Source organism: Okeania sp. SIO1H4 (assembly GCF_010672695.1).
Classification (GTDB): Bacteria; Cyanobacteriota; Cyanobacteriia; order Cyanobacteriales; family Microcoleaceae; genus Okeania; species Okeania hirsuta.
Window position 1 is genome coordinate 41092 of sequence record NZ_JAAHGB010000015.1, and the last position, 20458, is coordinate 61549.

Annotated in this window: 4 protein-coding genes; all 4 read right to left on the reverse strand. The window is 39.1% G+C overall.

Annotated elements, in window-relative coordinates:
* Positions 1-93: 93 nt before the first annotated feature.
* The 4 genes from F6K06_RS13680 to F6K06_RS13695 all read right to left on the reverse strand — a co-directional run bounded on the left by F6K06_RS13680 (position 94) and on the right by F6K06_RS13695 (position 20386).
* Positions 94-3819, reverse strand: coding sequence for a type I polyketide synthase (locus F6K06_RS13680; RefSeq protein ID WP_124155954.1), 3726 nt, complete (start codon positions 3817-3819; stop codon positions 94-96).
* An 84-nt stretch (positions 3820-3903) separates the two neighbouring features.
* A complete protein-coding gene (locus F6K06_RS13685; protein ID WP_124155953.1) occupies positions 3904-8649 on the reverse strand; it encodes a non-ribosomal peptide synthetase in 4746 nt (1581 codons plus the stop codon).
* Positions 8646-15296 carry a type I polyketide synthase gene (locus F6K06_RS13690; protein WP_287241601.1) on the reverse strand — a complete coding sequence of 2217 codons (6651 nt, stop codon included), beginning with the start codon at positions 15294-15296 and terminating at the stop codon, positions 8646-8648. Before F6K06_RS13690 ends, F6K06_RS13685 begins: the two co-directional genes overlap by 4 nt.
* A gap of 71 nt (positions 15297-15367) precedes the next feature.
* Positions 15368-20386 (reverse strand): type I polyketide synthase, encoded by a 5019-nt coding sequence (locus F6K06_RS13695; protein WP_287241603.1) that lies wholly within the window; start codon positions 20384-20386, stop codon positions 15368-15370.
* Positions 20387-20458 lie beyond the last annotated feature (72 nt).

Consider the following 20458-nt stretch of genomic DNA (forward strand, 5'->3'; position numbering starts at 1 on the left):
AAAATCATAATTTTTACTCGATCAGGACTTAGTCATAGTCACCATATCTAGTAGGAGTTAACGGCATTAAATCCCTACAAGTGGCGTATATTTTCATATTTTGCGTAAGTCCTGTTGATTCTTGACTTGTTGAATCATTTTATTTCCTTCCTGGACTGTTAATTCTCCATTAGCTACTCTACTCAATATTGAGCGTAATTTTTCTTTGATTTGTGCTTGTGAATTTCCAGGTAAATAATCTTTTTGAATAGATTCTTTATGCTCTGTGGGGAATTTACTTCCTCCTGTAGAATAAATTTCCTGGGTAATATGTTTGGCGAAATCCAATAAGGTAGGGTAGTCGTATAGTTTAGTAGCTTTTATATTTAAGTTGTAAGTTTTATTGATTTCAGTTATCCATTCTACTCCAACAATAGAATCTAAACCTAAATCCACAAACTTTTTGTCTTCTTCTATTTCACTGATATCCGCATACAAGGCTTCCGCTAATTGTTGCTTCAAAGTTTCTTTGATTTGTAAGAAATTGTTCTGGGAGTCAGTTAATTTTAGAGATTGGTTACTGATAGTTGTTCCAGTTTGGGCAGATGGCGATCGCGACCCATCAAGATTTTTACCTTGAGTTAATAGGGTATCAGCGATATACTTTGCGAAATCTAATAAGGTAGGATAGTCGTATAGTTTAGTGGCCTTTATATTTAAGTTGTAAGTTTTATTGATTTCAGTTATCCATTCTACTCCAACAATAGAATCTAAACCTAAATCTACAAACTTTTTGTCTTCTTCTATTTCACTGATATCTGTATACAATGCCTCTGCTAGACTTTTTTTGAGGGTTTCTTTAATTTGAGTCAAATCTATATTAAAGCTACTCAATTTGGTTATATTTTCTTCAACACCAGCAGCAGGTTGTCCTTGAACTGGCAACTGAGCCAATTTCATTTTCGTGTTGGCTTCTATAACTGGCGCAGTATTTTCTACATCTAGTGATTCTGGAGCTGATAACCTTAGTTTTGGCTGCTGTAATATTATCTGGTCTGTGTCCCTTTGTACTTCCTGTGACTGGATATTTGCTCCATCAAGTTTGACTTTTTCTACAGATGTTATGCTCTTTTTGTCTTGAGTTGTCTGTTGACGAGTATCTTTTATCCAATAGCTTTTTCGTTGCCAAGGATATGTAGGTAACTCTACCTTATTACGGGAATAATCCTGATCGAATCCTAACCAATCAATTTTTATTGCCCGGACATACAATTCCCCTAAACTTTGCAGCATTTGTAACCAGTCTGGTTTCCCCGAACGTAAACTGGACAACCATACTTTTTTTTCTCCCATGAGACACTCACGACCCATACCTAACAGTATCGGTTTTGGTCCTATTTCTAGGAAGATTTCAGCACCTTGTTTGTGCAAAGTTTCCATCCCTTGGACAAACTTTACTGGTTGACGTACATGATTTACCCAATATTCTGCTGAAGCAATACCATCATCTACTTCTTCTCCCGTAACGTTTGATATTAGTTGTATTTTGGGTCGGGTATAGGTGATTTCTTTGGCTACTCTTCCAAATTCTGTTAACATTGGTTCCATCAATGGGGAATGGAAAGCATGAGATACTTGTAGTTTTTTGGTCTTGACTCCTACAGATTCAAATTCACTACAAATCTTGGCTATGGCTGCACTCTCACCTGAAATTACTATACTTTCTGGTCCGTTAACTGCTGCTATTGTTACTTGGGAACTATATTCTTTTATGGCTTCTGTTACTTGAGATTCTGATGCCATTACTGATACCATCTCACCTCCGGAGGGTAACTTTTGCATCAACTTTCCTCGCATGGCTATTAGTTTCAGACCATCTTCTAAACTAAATACTCCTGCTACTGTTGCTGCTACATATTCTCCTACACTGTGTCCCATCACTACATCTGGTCTGACTCCCCATGAAGACCATAATTTGAATAGAGCATATTCCAGGGCAAATAGGGCAGGTTGGGTATAAGCTGTTTGATCTAATAAATCGGAAGTTGACTTTTGTGCATCTTTAGGATATATGATTTCTAATAGAGGTACTTCCAGATAGGGTTGTAAAATTTGGTCACATTCGTCTAAAGCTTGACGGAAAGTGGGTGCTTGTTCATACAGTTGCCTTCCCATATCTACATACTGGGAACCTTGACCTGTAAATAGGAATGCTGTTTTTACGATCTTATTTGGCGACTCTCCAGAATATAGTTGTGTTACTGGTTCTTGTAGTTGGTAGGATTTGAGTTTTTCTAGTAGCTGTTGCTGGTTTTCTACAATAGTAGCTAGACGATGCTTGAAATGTTTACGTCCTGTGTTTGCAGTGTAGCAAATGTCTGCAATTTCTAATTCCTGATTAGTTTCTATATAATTTTGATAATTTGCTACCAGTTGTGTCAGTGCTTCTGAAGTTTTTGCTGAGAGAGTTAATAGATTAGTTGGACGCTCTGGAGAATTTTCTTGTTTAATTTGTTCTGGAGCTTCTTCCAAGATTATATGAGCGTTTGTGCCTCCAATACCAAAGGAACTAACCCCCGCTCTACGAGGAGTTCCATTAGTCTTCCATTCGGAAAGAGTGGCATTAACATATAAAGGACTATTAACAAAATCTATTTGAGGGTTAGGTTCTTCAAAATGTAGGGTTGGTGGTATTAATTTATGTTTGAGAGCTAAAACAGTTTTTATCAGTCCTGCTACTCCTGCCGCTGCATCTAAATGACCCATATTACTTTTTAGGGAACCAATGGCACAGAAACCTTTCTTTTCTGTGCTATACTTAAAAGCTTGAGTCAGAGCTGCAATTTCCACCGGGTCTCCCAACTCTGTCCCTGTGCCATGAGCCTCTATATATGAAATTGTCTCTGGATCTATTCCTGCAACAGCATGAGCTTCGGCAATAACTGCTGCTTGACCTTCTATGCTAGGTGCAGTGTAGCCGACTTTCAAGGAACCATCATTATTAATTGCCGATCCCTTGATTATGGCCTGGATAGAATCACCATCCGCGATCGCGTTATTGAGGCGCTTGAGAAGTACGACCCCCACACCATCACCTGTTATTGTCCCCTTGGCTTGAGCATCAAAAGTTCGACAGTGGCCATCAGGAGAGAAAATCATCCCCTCTCGATATAAGTGCCCAGATTTTTGGGGAAGTTGGATAGAGACTCCACCTGCCAGAGCTAGATCGCATTCACCATTGAGTAAACTTTGACAAGCTGTATGGACAGCAACCAATGAGGTTGAACAAGCAGTTTGAACGTTGACTGCTGGTCCTCTTAAATTTAACTTGTAAGCGACACGAGTTGCCAAGAAGTCTTTATCACTATTAATCATTAATTGATAAGAGTTCAATTGATTATCGTAATCAAGACTTGGATAAAGATTCTTCAATAAGTAGTGGTTCATGCCACTTCCAGCATAAACTCCTATTAAACCTTCATAGGTATCTGGATCGTAACCACCTTTTTCTATAGCTTCCCAAGCACATTCAAGAAACAAACGTTGTTGTGGATCTATACATTCAGCTTCCTTGCGACTATAACTAAAGAAACTTGCATCGAACATATCAATGTCCGACATCATAGCACGGGCTTTTACATAGTTAGGATTATTTAGTAATTCTGCTTTTACACCAGATTCTAGTAATTCTTCCTCTGAAAAAAAAGAGATACATTCAACGCCATCCTGAAGATTTTGCCAAAATTTATCGGTGTCTTCAGATTGTGGAAAACGACCAGACATACCAATAACTGCTATCCCTAAATCGTCTATTAAATTTTCTTCATCTTGTGGATTCATTTTTTTATATTTTTTAATACATTAATTAACTAGCTATTTTGTTCGAGAATTAATTAAATAAAATGAAATAATAAATCAGCATAATTAATCTTTGAATTGATAGCGAGAACGATGTTTTTGTCTCCGTGCAAGTCTTTGTTTCATCATGCTTTTACCTTCTTTTAAGTTAGTATCACGAATATTTCGTGCTTCCTCGCTATCAGTTTTACTAATACTTTCACCTTTTATATGCTGACTCAAATAATAAATAGTTGGATATTTTAAAAGTTCTACTACTTGCAGCTCTATTTTAAATATTTCTTTAAGTTTACCACTTACCTGTATCAAGAGTAAAGAGTTTCCGCCTACTTCAAAAAAATTATCGTGAATGCCTACTTTTTCTAGTTTCAGCACTTCTTGCCAAACCTTAGCAATCTGTTGTTCTGTTTCAGATTTAGGTACGACATATTCAGTATGAGAACGATTAATGTCGGGGTTGGGCAACTTTTTCCGGTCTACTTTACCGTTGGGTGTTAATGGTAGGGAGTCTAACAACACAAAAGTTGATGGAACCATATACTGAGGTAGTACCTGTTCCATAAAAGTGCGTAGTTTAGGAACTAGCTGCTGAGATAATTTACTCTGTAAAGGATTATTGCTGTAAACAGTCCAAGGTTTTTGCTCCCTATTTTCTGTTGGTAGTAGGGGTAATCCATTATTTATTGGTGCAGATGATTTTTGCCAAAAGACAACATCGTAGCAATCGGAATTGAGAGCTGACCAAGTAATGTAGCTTTTATAAGCCAACTCATCATCCAAATTCCAAAAATCTTCAGGTTCTATCCCTTTTTCTGGGGTGTTTTTTGGTAAAGCTTTGCGTAATTCCTCAACCTTAACAAATTCATTTTTTCTTGTCAAGAGTTGATTGAGTTTTACTTGGGTTTGGAGGCGTGCATTGGGAACATCTTTAATTATGAGCATCTCTGGCTGTTTTTGTGCCAAAATTTGCTGGACAGATGATAATGTCAATTCCTCCTGTTGCCAGTTCAAAAATTGAGGGCTGCAACTAGGGGACAAAACTTCTTTTTCTATATGAAGAATCACGTCATACCGGAACTTGGTAATCTCATTATCAGCACGACTACGTTTGAGCTGAATCTCTACTTGACTAATTTGGGGTAAATACTGCTGTAGCGCTTGGAAAAACTCTGGATCAATTACCAGTTCCTCTTCTTGTTTTAATTTTTTTTGTACCCGCTGCCATAAATCTTCTACTTTTTCCTCGTCCGTAGCTTGGCTCAATAATAGATCGGTATGGAATGTTTCTAGTAGTCGTAGACTCCGCACATCTCCGATAAAGATCGTGCCACCCTGTGCCACTAATTTGACTGCATTTTCCAATACCCCTACTAAATATTCAATACTAGGAAAATACTGGATAACTGAGTTCAGAATTACAGCATCGAAAGATTCTTTCTCTAAGGCTTTAAGATCATTGGCAGGTTGGTTGTAGACTTGTACATGAGACCAATCTCCCTCTAGGGTTTTTAATTGTTCCTCAATATAGGAAATAGCTTTGTCGGAAATATCTATACCATAATATTTAGAAGTGTGGGGAGCAATCTTGAATAGCAACATCCCAGTACCACAACCAATTTCCAACACACGCTCGGGTTTACCACTGATAATTCGTTCAATTGTGTAATCTAACCATTGAGACATATCTTCTTCCGGAAATGGCTCGCCCGTATAGCTATCTCTCCAAATAAGAGGATTGAAATTTGCACCTCCATCAACTATAGTTTGTTCATATATCTTATTCCTGAGTTGCTGCCACAATAATAGTCGCTCGCTCTGTGCTTTATTTATAGATTCACGAGAATGTGGGTCTTCACCTCGGAAGTTAGGAACGATGTATGCTATGAGTGGTTTGTCAATCAAGCGATCTGGATGAGTAATGACTACTGCTTCTTGTACTTCTGGGTGCTTAGTCAGTGTTGATTCAATTTCTCCCAGTTCAATACGGAAACCCCGAATCTTGACTTGGTTATCAATTCTACCCAGGTACTCAATATTGCCGTCAGGTAAATATCTAGCTAAATCCCCTGTTTTATATATTCTTGACTTTTGATTCTGGGCTTGTAAATTCCCAAAAGGGTTGGGGATAAATCTCTCTTGGGTTAATTCTGGTCTGTTGAGATACCCACGGGCTAAACCAGTTCCACCAATGTGTAGTTCTCCAGGTATCCCAATGGGGACTTGTTGCAGGTAGCTATCTAATATATAAATGTCGGTATTGGCAATGGGACGACCAATTGGTGTAATTACATGACTATTTTTTGTTGATTTTAGCCGATCGCCTACCTTGTAAATTGTTGACCAAATTGTAGCTTCTGTCGGGCCATAAACATTCCATAGTTCCTTGCCTATCTCCAGTAGTTGATGAGCTAATTCAGCAGGTAAAGCTTCACCTCCAGACAATAATTTCACGTCTAATTTATGATTTGATAAGCCTGCAGTTAACAACATTTTCCAAGTAGCAGGGGTTGCCTGCATGACTGTGGCTCCAGATTCTAATAACTGGGGTAACAGTCTGTTGCCATCTATGGCTATTTCACGAGGAACTAATGCTACTGATGCTCCTACTATTAGTGGTAGATAAAGTTCTAATGCTGCAATATCAAAGGAGATGGTAGTAATGGCATTAAAAGTATCCAAGTTAGTCAATTCTAGATAACTATTCATGGATACTAGGAAATTGACTAGAGAATAATGGTTGATTTCAACTCCTTTGGGTTTACCTGTAGACCCAGAAGTATAAATTACATAAGCTCGATTCTCTGGAGCAATTACCCTCTCAAGATTTTCCTGAGAATGTGAAGCGATCGCTTGCCAATCCCTATCCAAGCATACGGTTTTAGCCTGATGTTCTGGTATTATTTCTAATAATGATTCTGTTGTTAGTAATACCGGCACAGCAGAATCTTCTAACATATAAGCCAACCGTTGTTGGGGATAACTAGGATCGATGGGGACATAACCTCCTCCAGCTTTCAGTATCCCCAAAAGTCCAACTAACATTTCGATTGAACGATCAATACATAAACCTACTAGCACTTCTGCTTTGACTTCCAAAGTTTGTAGATAGTGTGCTAATTGATTTGCTCGTTCGTTCAACTCTTTATAAGTCAATCGTTGATCGCCAAAAATCAATGCTACGGCATCTGGACTTTGTTTGACTTTTTCTTCAAACAATTGATGCATACATTTATCTTCTGGATATTCCGTAGCAGTGTTATTCCATTCCCCTAGTAACTGCTGCTGTTCTACATCCCCTAATAAAGGCAGTTGACCCACATTTTCCTGGGGATTATTCACAATTCCTGTTAACAAAGTCTGATAATGACTAGCCATCCTGGCAATAGTCTGCTCTTCAAATATATCTGTATTGTATTTGAGGAATCCCAGTATAGATGAGTCTTCTTCCATTATTTCTAATGTCAAATCGAACAGACTTTCATACTGAGCTAATGCAAAAGGTTCTACTTCCCATTTTCCCCAATTTACTACAGTTTTTTTCGGGCTTGATAACAGCTTTTGCACATTTTGAGCACCTTGGAAATTTTGGAAGATAAAGTAAGCCTGAAATAGAGGGGAACGACTGGAATCTTGCTCTAGCTGTAATCGCTGTACTAACAAAGAAAAGGGATAATCTTGATGAGCTAATGCCTCAATAACAGTTTGACGAACCTGAGACAAAAAGTCTTTAAAACCAGGATTTCCGGAAAGATTTCCCCTCATCACAACTTGATCGACAAAGTAACCAACAATGGGGACAAACTCTGGTTTAGACCTACCAAAAGTAGGAGAACCGACTAAAATATCTTCTTGACTGGTGTAACGAGATAGAAGTATTTGAAAAGCTGCCAAGAGAACCATGTAAAGAGTCGCCCCTGCTTCCTGAGCTAATGCTTTGAGTTGCTCAGTTAGTTCTTTAGGTAATTTTAAAGGGTAAGCAGCACCGTTATAAGTTTGTATTGGTGGGCGTGGTTTATCTGTAAGTAAATTCAAGACTGGCAAATCTCCTGCCAACTTTTGTTGCCAATAACTCCAGAGACGCTCTCCTTCAGTTCCTATTAATATATTCCTTTGCCAACTAACATAATCTTGGTAATAACCTATTTGAGGCAGAGATATGTCAACACCAGCTTTTTGAGCTTCGTAAATTTCTGGTATTTCCTTAACAATAGAACTCATAGACCAACCATCCCAAGCGATATGATGTATTGTTAACAATAGGATATGGTCTTTTTCTGGATTGGCAAACCATCTAATTCGCATGACTGGCTTGCTTTCCAGGGCGAAAGGTAGACGATGAGTTTCCAGCACATTTTTGTACAACTCATCCTCATTCCAACTCGAAGCATCAATCTCCAGGAAGTCCAATGGTTGATTTTGATGTATTTGTCTAACCATTTCTTGACCCAATTTTGGGAAAGTGCTGCGCAGCATTGGATGGCGATTCTGTAACACTTCAAAAGTTTGCTGTAAAATAGGCAGTTCTACCTGAGAGTAAATCCGAACGGCAAATGACAAATTGTAAGTATAGCTTTGTGGAGCTAGTTCCCATAAAAATCTGAGACCTTTTTGGCCATAGGATAGAGGGTATACTTGCAGGATATCTGGCTGTTCCTGCAATAATTGTAAAATTTGAGTTTTGTATTGCTTCAGTTGAGAAATAACATCAGGAGTTAATACCTCTTTGGCACCTCCAGTACGCAATTTTTCTCCATCACACCATAACTTTACCCCTTTGAGAGAGATATCTTGTAAAAATTCAACTAAATTCATAGTTCCACCTCTATCCAATTATTATCTTTATCTCCATCAAGTTGCTCTCGATCTTCTGATTCAAGGGTTTGATTTTCATCTGTTTGAATCATCAGTTGTTGCTTAACTTCAGTTGCTAGAAGCTGAATAGTTATTCCTTCCATAAATCTGGTAGCTGGAATATCCGCCCCTAACTCAGTTTGAATCTGATTTCGTAATTCCACAGCCATCAATGAGTCAAGTCCCATCATAGTTAGAGATTTTTCTAACTCTATTTGAGAAACTGTCATACCCATAATGTGAGCAATTTTGCTTTGGAGATAAGAAGTCAATAGCTGTTCTTGTTCCCCATCTGAAGCTGCATTTAGCTGCTCTAAAATCCGATTGTCCTGATTCTGCTCTACCGATTTTGTGGTAAAAGCTTCTAAATATCGGAGTTTTGCTAATCCAGGCATCTGCCTAAAAAATTCAGACCAATTAACAGGGAACACCCCTACTTGGCTTTGATACCCTGATAACAATGAACCTAATGCTTGCATTCCTGGTTCGGCTTCGATGGCCATTACTCCACTACTCTGCATTCGGTTTTGATGTTCCTTGGCCAAACGAGCAGCCATTCCTGCTGTCGCCCATGCTCCCCAGTTAATACTTAATCCTGGTAATCCTTGGCCTCGACGATAGTGAGCGATCGCATCCATAAAGCCATTGGCCGCAGCATAGTTTCCTTGGCCAAAATTCCCCAACATTGAAGCCATGGAGGAGAAGCAGACAAAGAAATCTAAGGGTAAATCCTGAGTCAGTTTATGTAAATACCAAGTTCCGGAAACCTTGGGAGCCATTACTTTTGTAAATTTCTCCCAGGTCATTTTTTGCAATACTCCGTCATCCAAAACCCCGGCAGCATGAATTATTCCTTTCAGTGGAGGTAAGGATGTAGATATTTCTTCTAAGATTTTCATCAGAGACTCTTTAGTTGAAATATCCCCTAACAAAACACTGACTGATGCACCTGCTGCTTCTAATTCTTCTATAACTTTTTGCGCCTTTTCATTCGGGTTCCGACGCCCAGTTAATACTATATTTTTCGCTCCTTCTTTCACCATCCATTGGGCTACTTCTAACCCTAAAGCTCCCAAACCTCCTGTAATCAAATAACTGGCTTCAGATTTTATAGATTTTTGCTCATCTCCTGTTTCTGGCAGAGAAACTACCACTTTTCCTATATGCTTACCTTGCTGCATATATCGGAAAGCTGCTTTCACTTCTGTATTCGGGAATACTTTATAAGATAATGCTTTGAGTTTTCCTGACTGACACTGCTGATTTAATTCCTCTGAAAATTCTGCCATTAAACCTGATTGTTGTTGGATCATCAGTCCAATATCAAAAGGCAAGTATTCAGCATCTGGGCGTTTCTCCATCACCTTTTGTTTATCCCAAATTCCGATTTTGCCAATTTCTACAAATCGCCCTTTTTTCCCTAAAACCACAAAACTCTTATCAATGAAATCTCCATTCAAACTATTTAAGACTATATCTACACCTTGTCCTTGAGTAATAGTCATAATTTCATCCGCAAAATCTAAAGTACGGGAATTCATTATGTGCTTTATCCCCATAGACTTGAGAAATTCCCACTTTGGAGGACTTGCTGTCGCGAATACTTCTGCTCCTACACCCAGTGCAATTTGAACTGCTGCTTGCCCTACACCACCAGCAGCAGCATGAATTAATACCTTATCTCCTGGCTGAATTTTCGCTAAATTTTGCAGTCCATAGTAAGCTGTAGCAAAAGTCAATGGTAAAGTTGCTGCTTCCGTAAAACTCATATTTTTCGGTTTAGCCATAATTAGAGCGGCACTGGTAGTAACAAAACTACTAAATCCATTATGAACTATAGCCATAACTTCATCTCCCACCTGCCACTGAGAAACATTTTCTCCCACAGATGCAATAACGCCTACACATTCCAACCCAAAATTGAGTTGAGATACATCAGTAATACCTAATACCTCAGCATAATACTCTTTCAGTAATCCCAAAGAGTTGAGTACATCTCGGAAGTTTAAACCTGCTGCTTTGACTTGAATTTCTACTTCATTCTCTTGTGGAGAACGGCGTTCCATTACTTGCCAGTTGAGTTTGTCTATCAGTCCGTATTCAGACAACTTCAATTCTACTGGTTGATTTTCTAATCCTAATTCTTCCTCTGAGCTAATTTTCTGCTTTTGTTGCCGTACTAATCTTGCTACATAACGAACTCCCTGACGAATTGCTATTTGGTCTTCATTATCTTGAGAAAATAGTTCATCTACTAAACTGGGGACCATTTCCGCAAAATTTGATGTGGGGTCTAAGTCTATTCGGCAACACTTTAATTCTGGGTGTTCTAAACTAATAACACGTCCTAGTCCCCATAAACTTCCTTGTTGGGGTTGCACCACTTCTGCTGCATCGAATATCTTCTGAGTCCCTTGAGTCACTAGGCAAATTGGTATTACATTGCTTAATCCAGCTTGAACTAAAGCTTGCAGTAAATGTAAAGTTGTGGCACAACCAAGTTCTTGAGCTGTTTGTAAATCTTCAGTTTCATTTAGACTCCATAAGTGCAAAATCCCCTGAATATCTGAATTATCTTGGAGTAGTTTGGAGAATTGTTCAGCAACAGTAGGATTAATTTGATAATGTTGAGCATTTAATTGCTGATACTCCGAACCTGGGGATACCCAAATATAGTTCTGTCCTCTTTGTTCTAAAGACTGCCCGATAGACTCTACTAATTCATCTTCATCAGTAAGTGCAAATACTAAGCATTTACCAGCATTTTCACTAGATTTTGCAGTTTCTGTTAAAGGTTGAGGTTCCCAGTTGATTTCATAATACCAATCACTTAAATCTGCATCTAGTGTCATGAGTAATGCTTTGGGGTTCGCTTTCCTACCCTCAAAACCACTAACATCAGCCACTAATTTTCCACTTTGGTCAAATAATTGTATTTCGGCTTTCAGCAGTTTTTCTTCTGATGCTCCTTCTTTCAATCCACGGGTATAACACCAAAGTAAATCATTCTCAGGGCGCTGATAAAAAGTAAACTTTTCAATACTGAAGGGCACAAAAGTTTCACTTTGGTCACCAGAAAGACTGAGGTTCAGTGCAGCTACTGACTGGAAACATGAGTCAATTAGAGCTGGATGTATTTGATACTTAAGAGCATCTAAGATTGTTTCAGGTACTTTCATTTGACAGAGAATTTCTCCTTCTCCTAACCATACCTGGTGTATCCATCTAAAACTCTGCCGTAATTGAACTTGTCTATCCCATAGACTTTGGTAAATTTCTGTGCTTTCAATTTTTTGATTACAACGGGATTGAATTTCTGCGATGGTTTCTAGAGAATGCGTTGGCGAAGCATTAGTAGGATAAATCTTTCCTGTAGCATGGACTGCCCAAGAATTACTATCAGAGCTGTCAAAACTAATTACTTGAAATGAATATAAGCTATCCTGTGGGGTGAGAGCCACCTGAACGTTACGCATTCCTTGTTCAGGAATTGCTAATGCTTGGGGAAATAGAATATCCTCCAGTTGACAACCTGTTGCAGAATATGTTAATGAGGCACTTGCTAACAATAGAGAAATATGACTGGCACCAGGTACTACAACTTTTTCATATATTTGGTGGTCTGCTAAAAATGGTAGAGCATCGGTACTAAACTCTGATTCAAAAAAGATATCTTTTGATAATGGAGATTGAAACTTGCGATTAATTAGAGGATGAAGTTTACTAGCAGAAATACTTTGAGAATTAGTCGTTTGTATCCAATACTTTTCTCGCTGAAATGGATAAGTTGGCAAGATTACTTTTTGACGAACGTAATCTCTGTCAAACCCTCTCCAATCTACTTTAGCTCCCTGTACATATAACTGTGCTAAACTTGAAAGTATTTGTTGCCAGTCATTGTTCAAAAGTGAAGTATCCTCTGACTTCTCCGTTTCTAAGGGGATTTTGCCTGGACGTAACGAGGGCAACCATACTCCTGAATCTCCTGATACACATCTACGTCCCATCCCCAATAATATCGGTTTAGGTCCAATTTCCAAGAACAACTGATATCCTTGCTCGTGTAGAGTTTTCATACTCTGAGCAAATTTTACGGGTTGCCGGACATGACGCACCCAATATTCAGGAGTAGCGATTTCTGCACTTACTTTTTCACCAGTGACATTAGAAATAAGTGATATCCGAGGCTGATTATAAGTTACTTCCTGAGCTACTGCTGCAAACTCAGCCAACATTGGCTCCATTAATGGGGAATGAAAAGCATGGGATACCTGTAATTTTTTGGCTTTTACTCTTTGAGATTCTAATTTACTACAAATGGCTGCTATCCCTTCCCTTTCACCAGAAATAACTATACTTTTCGGTCCATTAATTGCTGCTATTGCCACCTGAGAACTATACTCGCCTATAGCTTCTATAACTTGAGATTCTGATGCTAACAAAGATACCATTTCACCACCGGAGGGTAACTGCTGCATCAATTTTCCTCGCATGGCGATTAATTTCAGACCATCTTCGACACTGAATACTCCTGCTACAGTTGCTGCCACATATTCCCCTACACTATGACCCATCACTACATTGGGTTTCATCCCCCAAGATTCCCATAACTTAGCTAGGGCGTACTCTATAGCAAACAGAGCAGGTTGAGTATAAGCTGTTTGGTCTAATACACTTGACTTTTGTGCATCTTTAGGGTAGATAACTTCTAATAAAGGTACTTCCAAATAAGCTTGTAAAATTTGGTCGCATTCCTCTAAAGCTTTACGGAAAGTAAGCTGAGTTTCATATAGTTGCCTTCCCATATTCACATACTGGGAACCTTGGCCTGTGAATAGGAAAGCTATTTTCGGACTTTTGCTACCGCCATCTGTTTGTCCAGAAAATACTCCTACTACTTCTTTCTTAGCGTTCCAGTCAACCAGTTTTTCTATTAATTCTTTTGGCTCAGAAGCAATAATTGCTAGTCGATGATTAAAATGCGCTCTGCCTGTATTAGCTGTATAACAAATATCTGGTAGGGATGTTTCGGGAAATGTCCCTTGTAGAGACGTTTCGCGAAACGTCTCTACATAATTTTGATAATTACTGACTAAATCTTCTAAAGCTTTTTCTGTTTTTGCCGACAGAGTTAACAAATGCAACGAACGTTCTACTAAATCATCCCCCCTTTCAAAGGGGGGTAGGGGGGATTCTTCTGACTTGTGACTTGTGACTTCATTAGAAGCTTCTTCTAAAATAATATGAGCATTGGTACCACTAATAGCAAAAGAACTTACCCCTGCAATTCTTTTCTCTGCTGATGACTGCCAGGGTGTGAGTTCAGTAGGTACTTTTACAGGGGTATTCTCCCAATCAATATAGTTGCTCGGATTGACAAAATGCAAATGAGGAGCAATTTTTTGATATTGTAGTTGCAGAACCACCTTAATCACACCTGCTATCCCTGCTGCTGCTTCTAAATGACCAATATTAGTTTTAACTGAAGCGATGTGTAATGGATTTTCCCCATTGCGTCCTTGCTCAAATACGCTAGCTAAAGCTCTCACTTCCATCGGGTCTCCCAGAGAAGTTCCAGTACCATGAGCTTCCACATAACTTACTTGATCGGGTTCTACTTTGGCTGCTTTGAGAGCTTGCTTAATAAGTTTTTCTTGAGCTAGCTTATTAGGTACTGTCAGTCCACTACTCGGTCCATCATGATTAATAGCTGAACCACGAATTACAGCCTGGATATTGTCCCCATCTTTGACCGCATCCGACAAACGCTTAAGTACGACAATGCCACATCCTTCTCCCCTACCATAACCATCTGCAGCAGCATCAAAAGTTTTACACTTGCCATCAGGTGATAGAGCCTTTAATTTTGATAGAGCAGTTGTCACTTGAGGAGATAGAATTAATTGAACTCCTCCTGCTAAAGCTAAATTAGACTCACCCTGACGTAAACTCTGACAAGCTTCATGTATAGCTACCAAAGATGATGAACAAGCTGTATCGATCGCCATTGATGGGCCTTGCAATCCTAAAAAGTAAGATAACCTACCTGCTGCGAAACAAAATCCATTTCCTGTAGCATCATAAGGGCTAATATTTTCAACTTGACTAAAACCCAAATTAGCATAATCATTTTGACCGATACCTAGAAATACTCCTGTCTGAGTGTTTTCTAATTGCTGGGGATCAATACCAGCTCTTTCTAAAGCTTCCCAAGTTACTTCTAAAATAAAACGTTGCTGTGGGTCAAGGCTATGTGCTTCTTTGCCGGAGATACCAAAAAATTGCGGATCGAACCGATCTACCTGCTCTACTAATGCTGCGTGACGGATATACATTTTCCCTGGAGTATCAGGGTTTGGGTCGTAGTAAGAATCTATATCCCAACGTTCTTGTGGAATCTCTCTAACAGAGTCTTTACCATTAGATAACAATTCCCAGAAACTTTCTGGTGTGTTGGCATTTCCAGGAAATCGACACCCTATGCCAATAATGGCGATCGCTTCACTTCTGGAGCGCTCCATCATCTCCAACTTAGTTTCTGCTTGTTTTAAAGCTAAAAACATTTGTTTGGATAATGATAGTTGCTCTTTTTTGGTACTCGGTTCCATAAACTTTTAGCCTTAACCTAATTTTTTTGACTTATAGAGCAAAATATATATCTTTTTAGCTTTCGCCTATTTTAGAGCATATTCTGAATTTTTTCTAGTTGTTGAGCTGCTAGTGCTTCAAAATCTTCTTCTGAAATATCTTCAAGAACTGGCAATACATTAGCATCTATTTCTGATACATCAGCTTGATTATGGCCATTAGAGGTATCCTCATTTTCTGTTGTCTTCCATGCCATTAATTCCTCTATATGTAAGGACAATTTCGCGATCGTTGGGTATTCCATCGCTATTGTCTCAGGTAAGTTAGTTCCTAGTTGATTTTGCAGTCGATTTTTTAATTCTACCGCCATTAAAGAATCCATGCCCATTTCCATAAACCCTAAATTCATTTCCGGTAATTGAGATGAGCTTAAACCTAGTACTTGAACTACTTCCCCTCGAATGTGTTCGGTTAAAATTTCTTGACGTTCCTCTTCTAAGGCCGTTTCTAATTTGGCTAAAATTTCTACTTTTACTTTCTGCTGTAGTGTATCATTATCTGCCAACTTTTCCTTTTTTAATAATTCTTGTAATAAAGAACTTTTTGTGATACCACTCCAATGTTCTGCTAATACCGACCACTCTACTGGTATTACACCTACCTGTGACCTAGCAGATTGATTTCCCAAAAGTAAGTCCAAGGAATACATTCCTTCTTTGGGAGCTATTTCACCTATTCCACTGTTCTGAATACGATTTTGATGCTCCACTGCTAAACGAGCAGCCATTCCCCCAGACGCCCATGCTCCCCAGTTAATAGCTAATCCTGATAATCCTCTGCTGCGACGATAACCAGCTAAACCATCCATAAAAGCATTAGCTGCAGCATAATTTCCTTGACCAGGGGAACCAATTAGGGAAACCATTGAGGAGAAACAGATAAAGAAATCTAATGGCAAATTTTGAGTTAATTTATGTAAGTGCCAAGTTCCTCTTACTTTTGGCGACATTACTTTGGCAAAACGCTCCCAGTTCATCTGTTGTATGGTTCCATCATCAAGCACTCCTGCTGCATGAATTATTCCTTTGAGTTTTGGCATTGATGTCTGAATCTTCTCCAGAATTTTGGCTATATCTTCTTCTATAGCAATATCCCCTAACCAAACCTTGACCTGGCATCCTGTTTGTTCTAATTTTTGTATTGATTCTTGGATTTTTTCTGAAGGAGCGTTACGCCCAGTTAAGACAATATTTTTAGCTCCCTTAGATACTAACCATTCTGCGGTATGTAGTCCTAACGCTCCTAATCCTCCTGTTATTAAGTAACTACCATCTGATGATAAGGATAGGGGTTGAGGAAATTCTGGAGGAGATTGATTTACCAGACGAGCTACATAAGTATTTTCTCCCCGTAAAGCTAGATGATCTTCTTCTTGTTCATTAACTAATAATTGCCATAGCATTTCTATTTCGTCTGCTGCTGGAGCTTGTGGGTCTAGGTCCACTAATCCTCCCCATAATTGGGGATGTTCTAGGGACACTGCTCTACCTAATCCCCACAGAGGCGATGCTGCTAGTCCTGTTATATTATTTTCTGTTTTGGATAATACTGACTGAGACCCACGGGTTACTAACCATACTTGAGGGGTGTTTGCCTTTTTGAGTAAGGTTTGTAACAGATACACTACGCTGCCACATCCCCATAATTGGGTTTTTTCTAGGGTCTCCAGGGTTAAGTCTTTTGATTCAGGAGCGTCTAAACTCCACAGGTGAATTAACTTTGATGAGGGAGTTGGAGTATTTTGCTGAATTTCTTGGTACAGTTGTTCAAATTCTTCGGGAATATTAGGATTTAGTTGATATTTTCCTACTGCTAGTTTTTGATAGCTCTCCCCTCTATAAACTAAGCTATATTCATGACCCTGTTGTTGTAATTTTTGGGCTAATTTTTCAGCTACTCCTGTAGTATCGGCAAAAATCAGCCAATGACTTAATTGAATGTTTGTTGTTGAGTTACTTTGAGCTAAAGGTTTCCATTGAATTTCATAGAACCAATTTTTTACAGTTACTGCTGTTAATTGTTCTTGATGTTGTTTAGCTAATACATCTAATATTTCTGGTAAAAGTTTAAGCTGTTCTGGTGAAAAATTTACCGCTCTTTCTAGTTGTTGAGTGAGGGTTTCTGTGTTTCCTTGAGTGAGTAGTTGAAAAATTGGAGTCTCACCAATATTTTCTAACTTTTGATGTTGTTGTTTCTGTTTGTTTTCTGTTTTTTCTACCCAGTAACGTTGTCGTTGGAATGGATATGTTGGCAATGCTACTTTCTGACGAGCATAACCTTGGTCAAACCCTGACCAATTTATTTTGATACCTCTAACATACAACTTTCCTAAAGTCAATAACATTTGCTGCCATTCATCGTTCAAAAGCGCAGCATCCTCTGTCTTCCCCCGAAGATCGGGGGACGGGAGGGGGATTTTCTTCGGACGCAACGATGGCAACCATTCTCCTGAATCTCCTGCTAGACATCTACGTCCCATCCCTAACAAAATTGGTTTCGGTCCTATTTCCAAGAACAGTTCATTCCCTTGCTCGTGCAATGTTTTTATGCTTTGATAAAACTTTACTGGTTGTCGGATATGATTTACCCAATATTCAGCCTTAGTTACTTCATTTGCTGCTTTTTGACCAGTTACATTTGATACCAGTGGTATTTTCGGCCGATTATAGATGACTGACTGAGCTACTGTTGCAAATTCGGCCAACATTGGCTCCATCAACGGCGAATGAAAAGCATGGGAAACTTGTAATTTTTTGGTCTTAACTCTTATTGCTTTGAACTTACTACAAACTGTTGCGATCGCTCCACTCTCTCCAGAAATCACCATACTTTCTGGTCCATTAACCGCTGCTATTGTCACTTGTGAACTATAATCTGCTATTACTTCTGTAACCACAGATTCTGAGGCCATCACTGCTACCATCTCTCCACCGGAGGGTAACTGTTGCATCAACTGTCCCCGCATAGCAATTAATTTCAGACCATCTTCTAAACTGAAAACTCCTGCTACTGTTGCTGCCACATATTCTCCTACACTGTGACCCATGACTACAGTTGGTTTGATTCCCCAAGATTCCCATAATTTGAACAAAGCATATTCAATGGCAAATAGAGCAGGTTGGGTATAAGCTGTCTGGTCTAACAAATTCGAGGTTGACTTTTGTACATCTTTAGGGTAAATAACTTCTAATAGAGGTACTTCTAGATAGGGTTGTAAAATTTGGTCGCATTGATCTAAAGCCTGACGGAAGGTTGGTTGAGTTTCATACAGTTGCTTACCCATATCCACATATTGGGAACCTTGACCTGTGAATAGGAAAGCTAGCTTAGAACTTGCGCTACCACTATCAAATTCTCCACAACATAGTCCAACTACTTCCTTTCCTGTTTTTTGGTCAAGTAGCTTTTGTGCTAATTCGTTTTGGTCAGAAGCAATAACTGCTAGTCGATGCTTAAAATGTTTCCTTCCTGTATTAGCTGTGTAACATACATCTGCTACTGCCAAATCTGGATATGTTTCTAAATGCTTTTGATAACTACTGACTAAATCTGCTAAAGCTTTTTCTGTTTTGGCTGATAAAGTCAATAAATGCAGCGGACGCTCTAAATCATGCCCCTTTTCCCCATTTGTGTTAATTCTAAATTCTGAATTCTGAATTCTAAATTCTACAGGGGCTTCTTCTAAAATTATATGAGCATTAGTACCACCCATACCAAAGGAACTAACTGCTCCTATTCTTGGTTTTCCCTCGCTAGACCAAGACATTAAAGAAGTAGGAATTTTTATTGGTAACTTATCCCAATCTACAAGAGGATTGGGTTGTTTTAAATGTAAATGAGGAGGGATTTCCTGATGCTTAAGGGCTAAAATCACCTTCATCAAAGATGATACCCCTGCTGCTGCTTCCAAATGTCCAAGATTTGTCTTGACCGAGCCCACAATTAAAGGGGAATCTACTGGACGTTTTTTCTTGTATACTTCTGCTAGAGCTTCTATCTCAATTGGGTCTCCCAAAGAAGTTCCTGTACCGTGAGCATCCAAATAGCTAACTTGATGTGGTTCTAACTTAGCATTTGTCAGAGCTTGTTGAATTACCTGCTTTTGAGCCATTTTATTGGGAACTGTCATCCCACTACTGGGCCCGTCGTGATTAACAGCAGTTCCTCGAATAACGGCGGAAATTACATCCCCATCACTAATTGCATCAGACAAACGCTTCAAAACTAGGACACCACATCCTTCTGCCTGACCATAACCATTAGCCGCAGCATCAAAAGTTTTGCAACGACCGTCAGGGGATAGTGCTTTTGCTTGGCAACGACCAATAGTGCTGAAGGGGGATAATATTAAATTTACCCCACCCACTAATGCTATGTTGGATTCTCCTGAACGCAAACTCTGACACGCTAAATGGGCAGCAACTAAAGAACTTGAACAAGCTGTATCTACCTGTAGATTAGATCCTTGCAAACCTAAGAGATGAGAAATACGACCTACACCAATACTTCTATTAATGCCAAGAGTAGGGTAACTATTTGCTTCACGGAGAATGACGCTAGTATAGTCATCTGTCGATGCGCCCATGAATACACTTGTCTGACTATTCTTCAGATTTTCCCATGTTTGTCCAGAGTTTTCTAATGCTTCCCATGTTACTTCCAAAAGTAATCTGTATTGAGGATCTAAACTAACTGCTTCTCTAGGAGAAATACCAAAAAATAAGGGGTCAAACTGGTCAACTTGATCGATAAACCCACCCTGTCTAGTGTAGGATTTCCCAGGAACTTCTGGATCGGGATCGTAATAAGCGCTCACATCCCAACGTTCAGGAGGAACTGGCGTAATTGCATCTATACCATCATGTAATAAATTCCAGTATTTTGATGGGTCATTAGCTCCTCCAGGAAATCTACAGGCCATGCCAACAATGGCGATCGGTTCGGTTTTGGCTTTGTTTACTGCTGCGAGTTTACCCCGCATTTCCTTCAATGTTTGAAGTACTTCTTTGGATAAGACGTTTTGTTGGTTTGTTTGAGAAGTATTGTTCATTTTAGTCCTCTGTCAATATATATAGACATCTCCAGAAAAGAGGCAACAGGGAACAGGGAACACCGGAGCTGG

Bases quoted from the DNA above. Each gene is read 5' to 3' on its own strand.
- F6K06_RS13680 (WP_124155954.1), bottom strand. From the start codon at position 3,819: ATGAATCCACAAGATGAAGAAAATTTAATAGACGATTTAGGGATAGCA.
- F6K06_RS13685 (WP_124155953.1), bottom strand. From the start codon at position 8,649: ATGAATTTAGTTGAATTTTTACAAGATATCTCTCTCAAAGGGGTAAAG.
- F6K06_RS13690 (WP_287241601.1), bottom strand. From the start codon at position 15,296: ATGGAACCGAGTACCAAAAAAGAGCAACTATCATTATCCAAACAAATG.
- F6K06_RS13695 (WP_287241603.1), bottom strand. From the start codon at position 20,386: ATGAACAATACTTCTCAAACAAACCAACAAAACGTCTTATCCAAAGAA.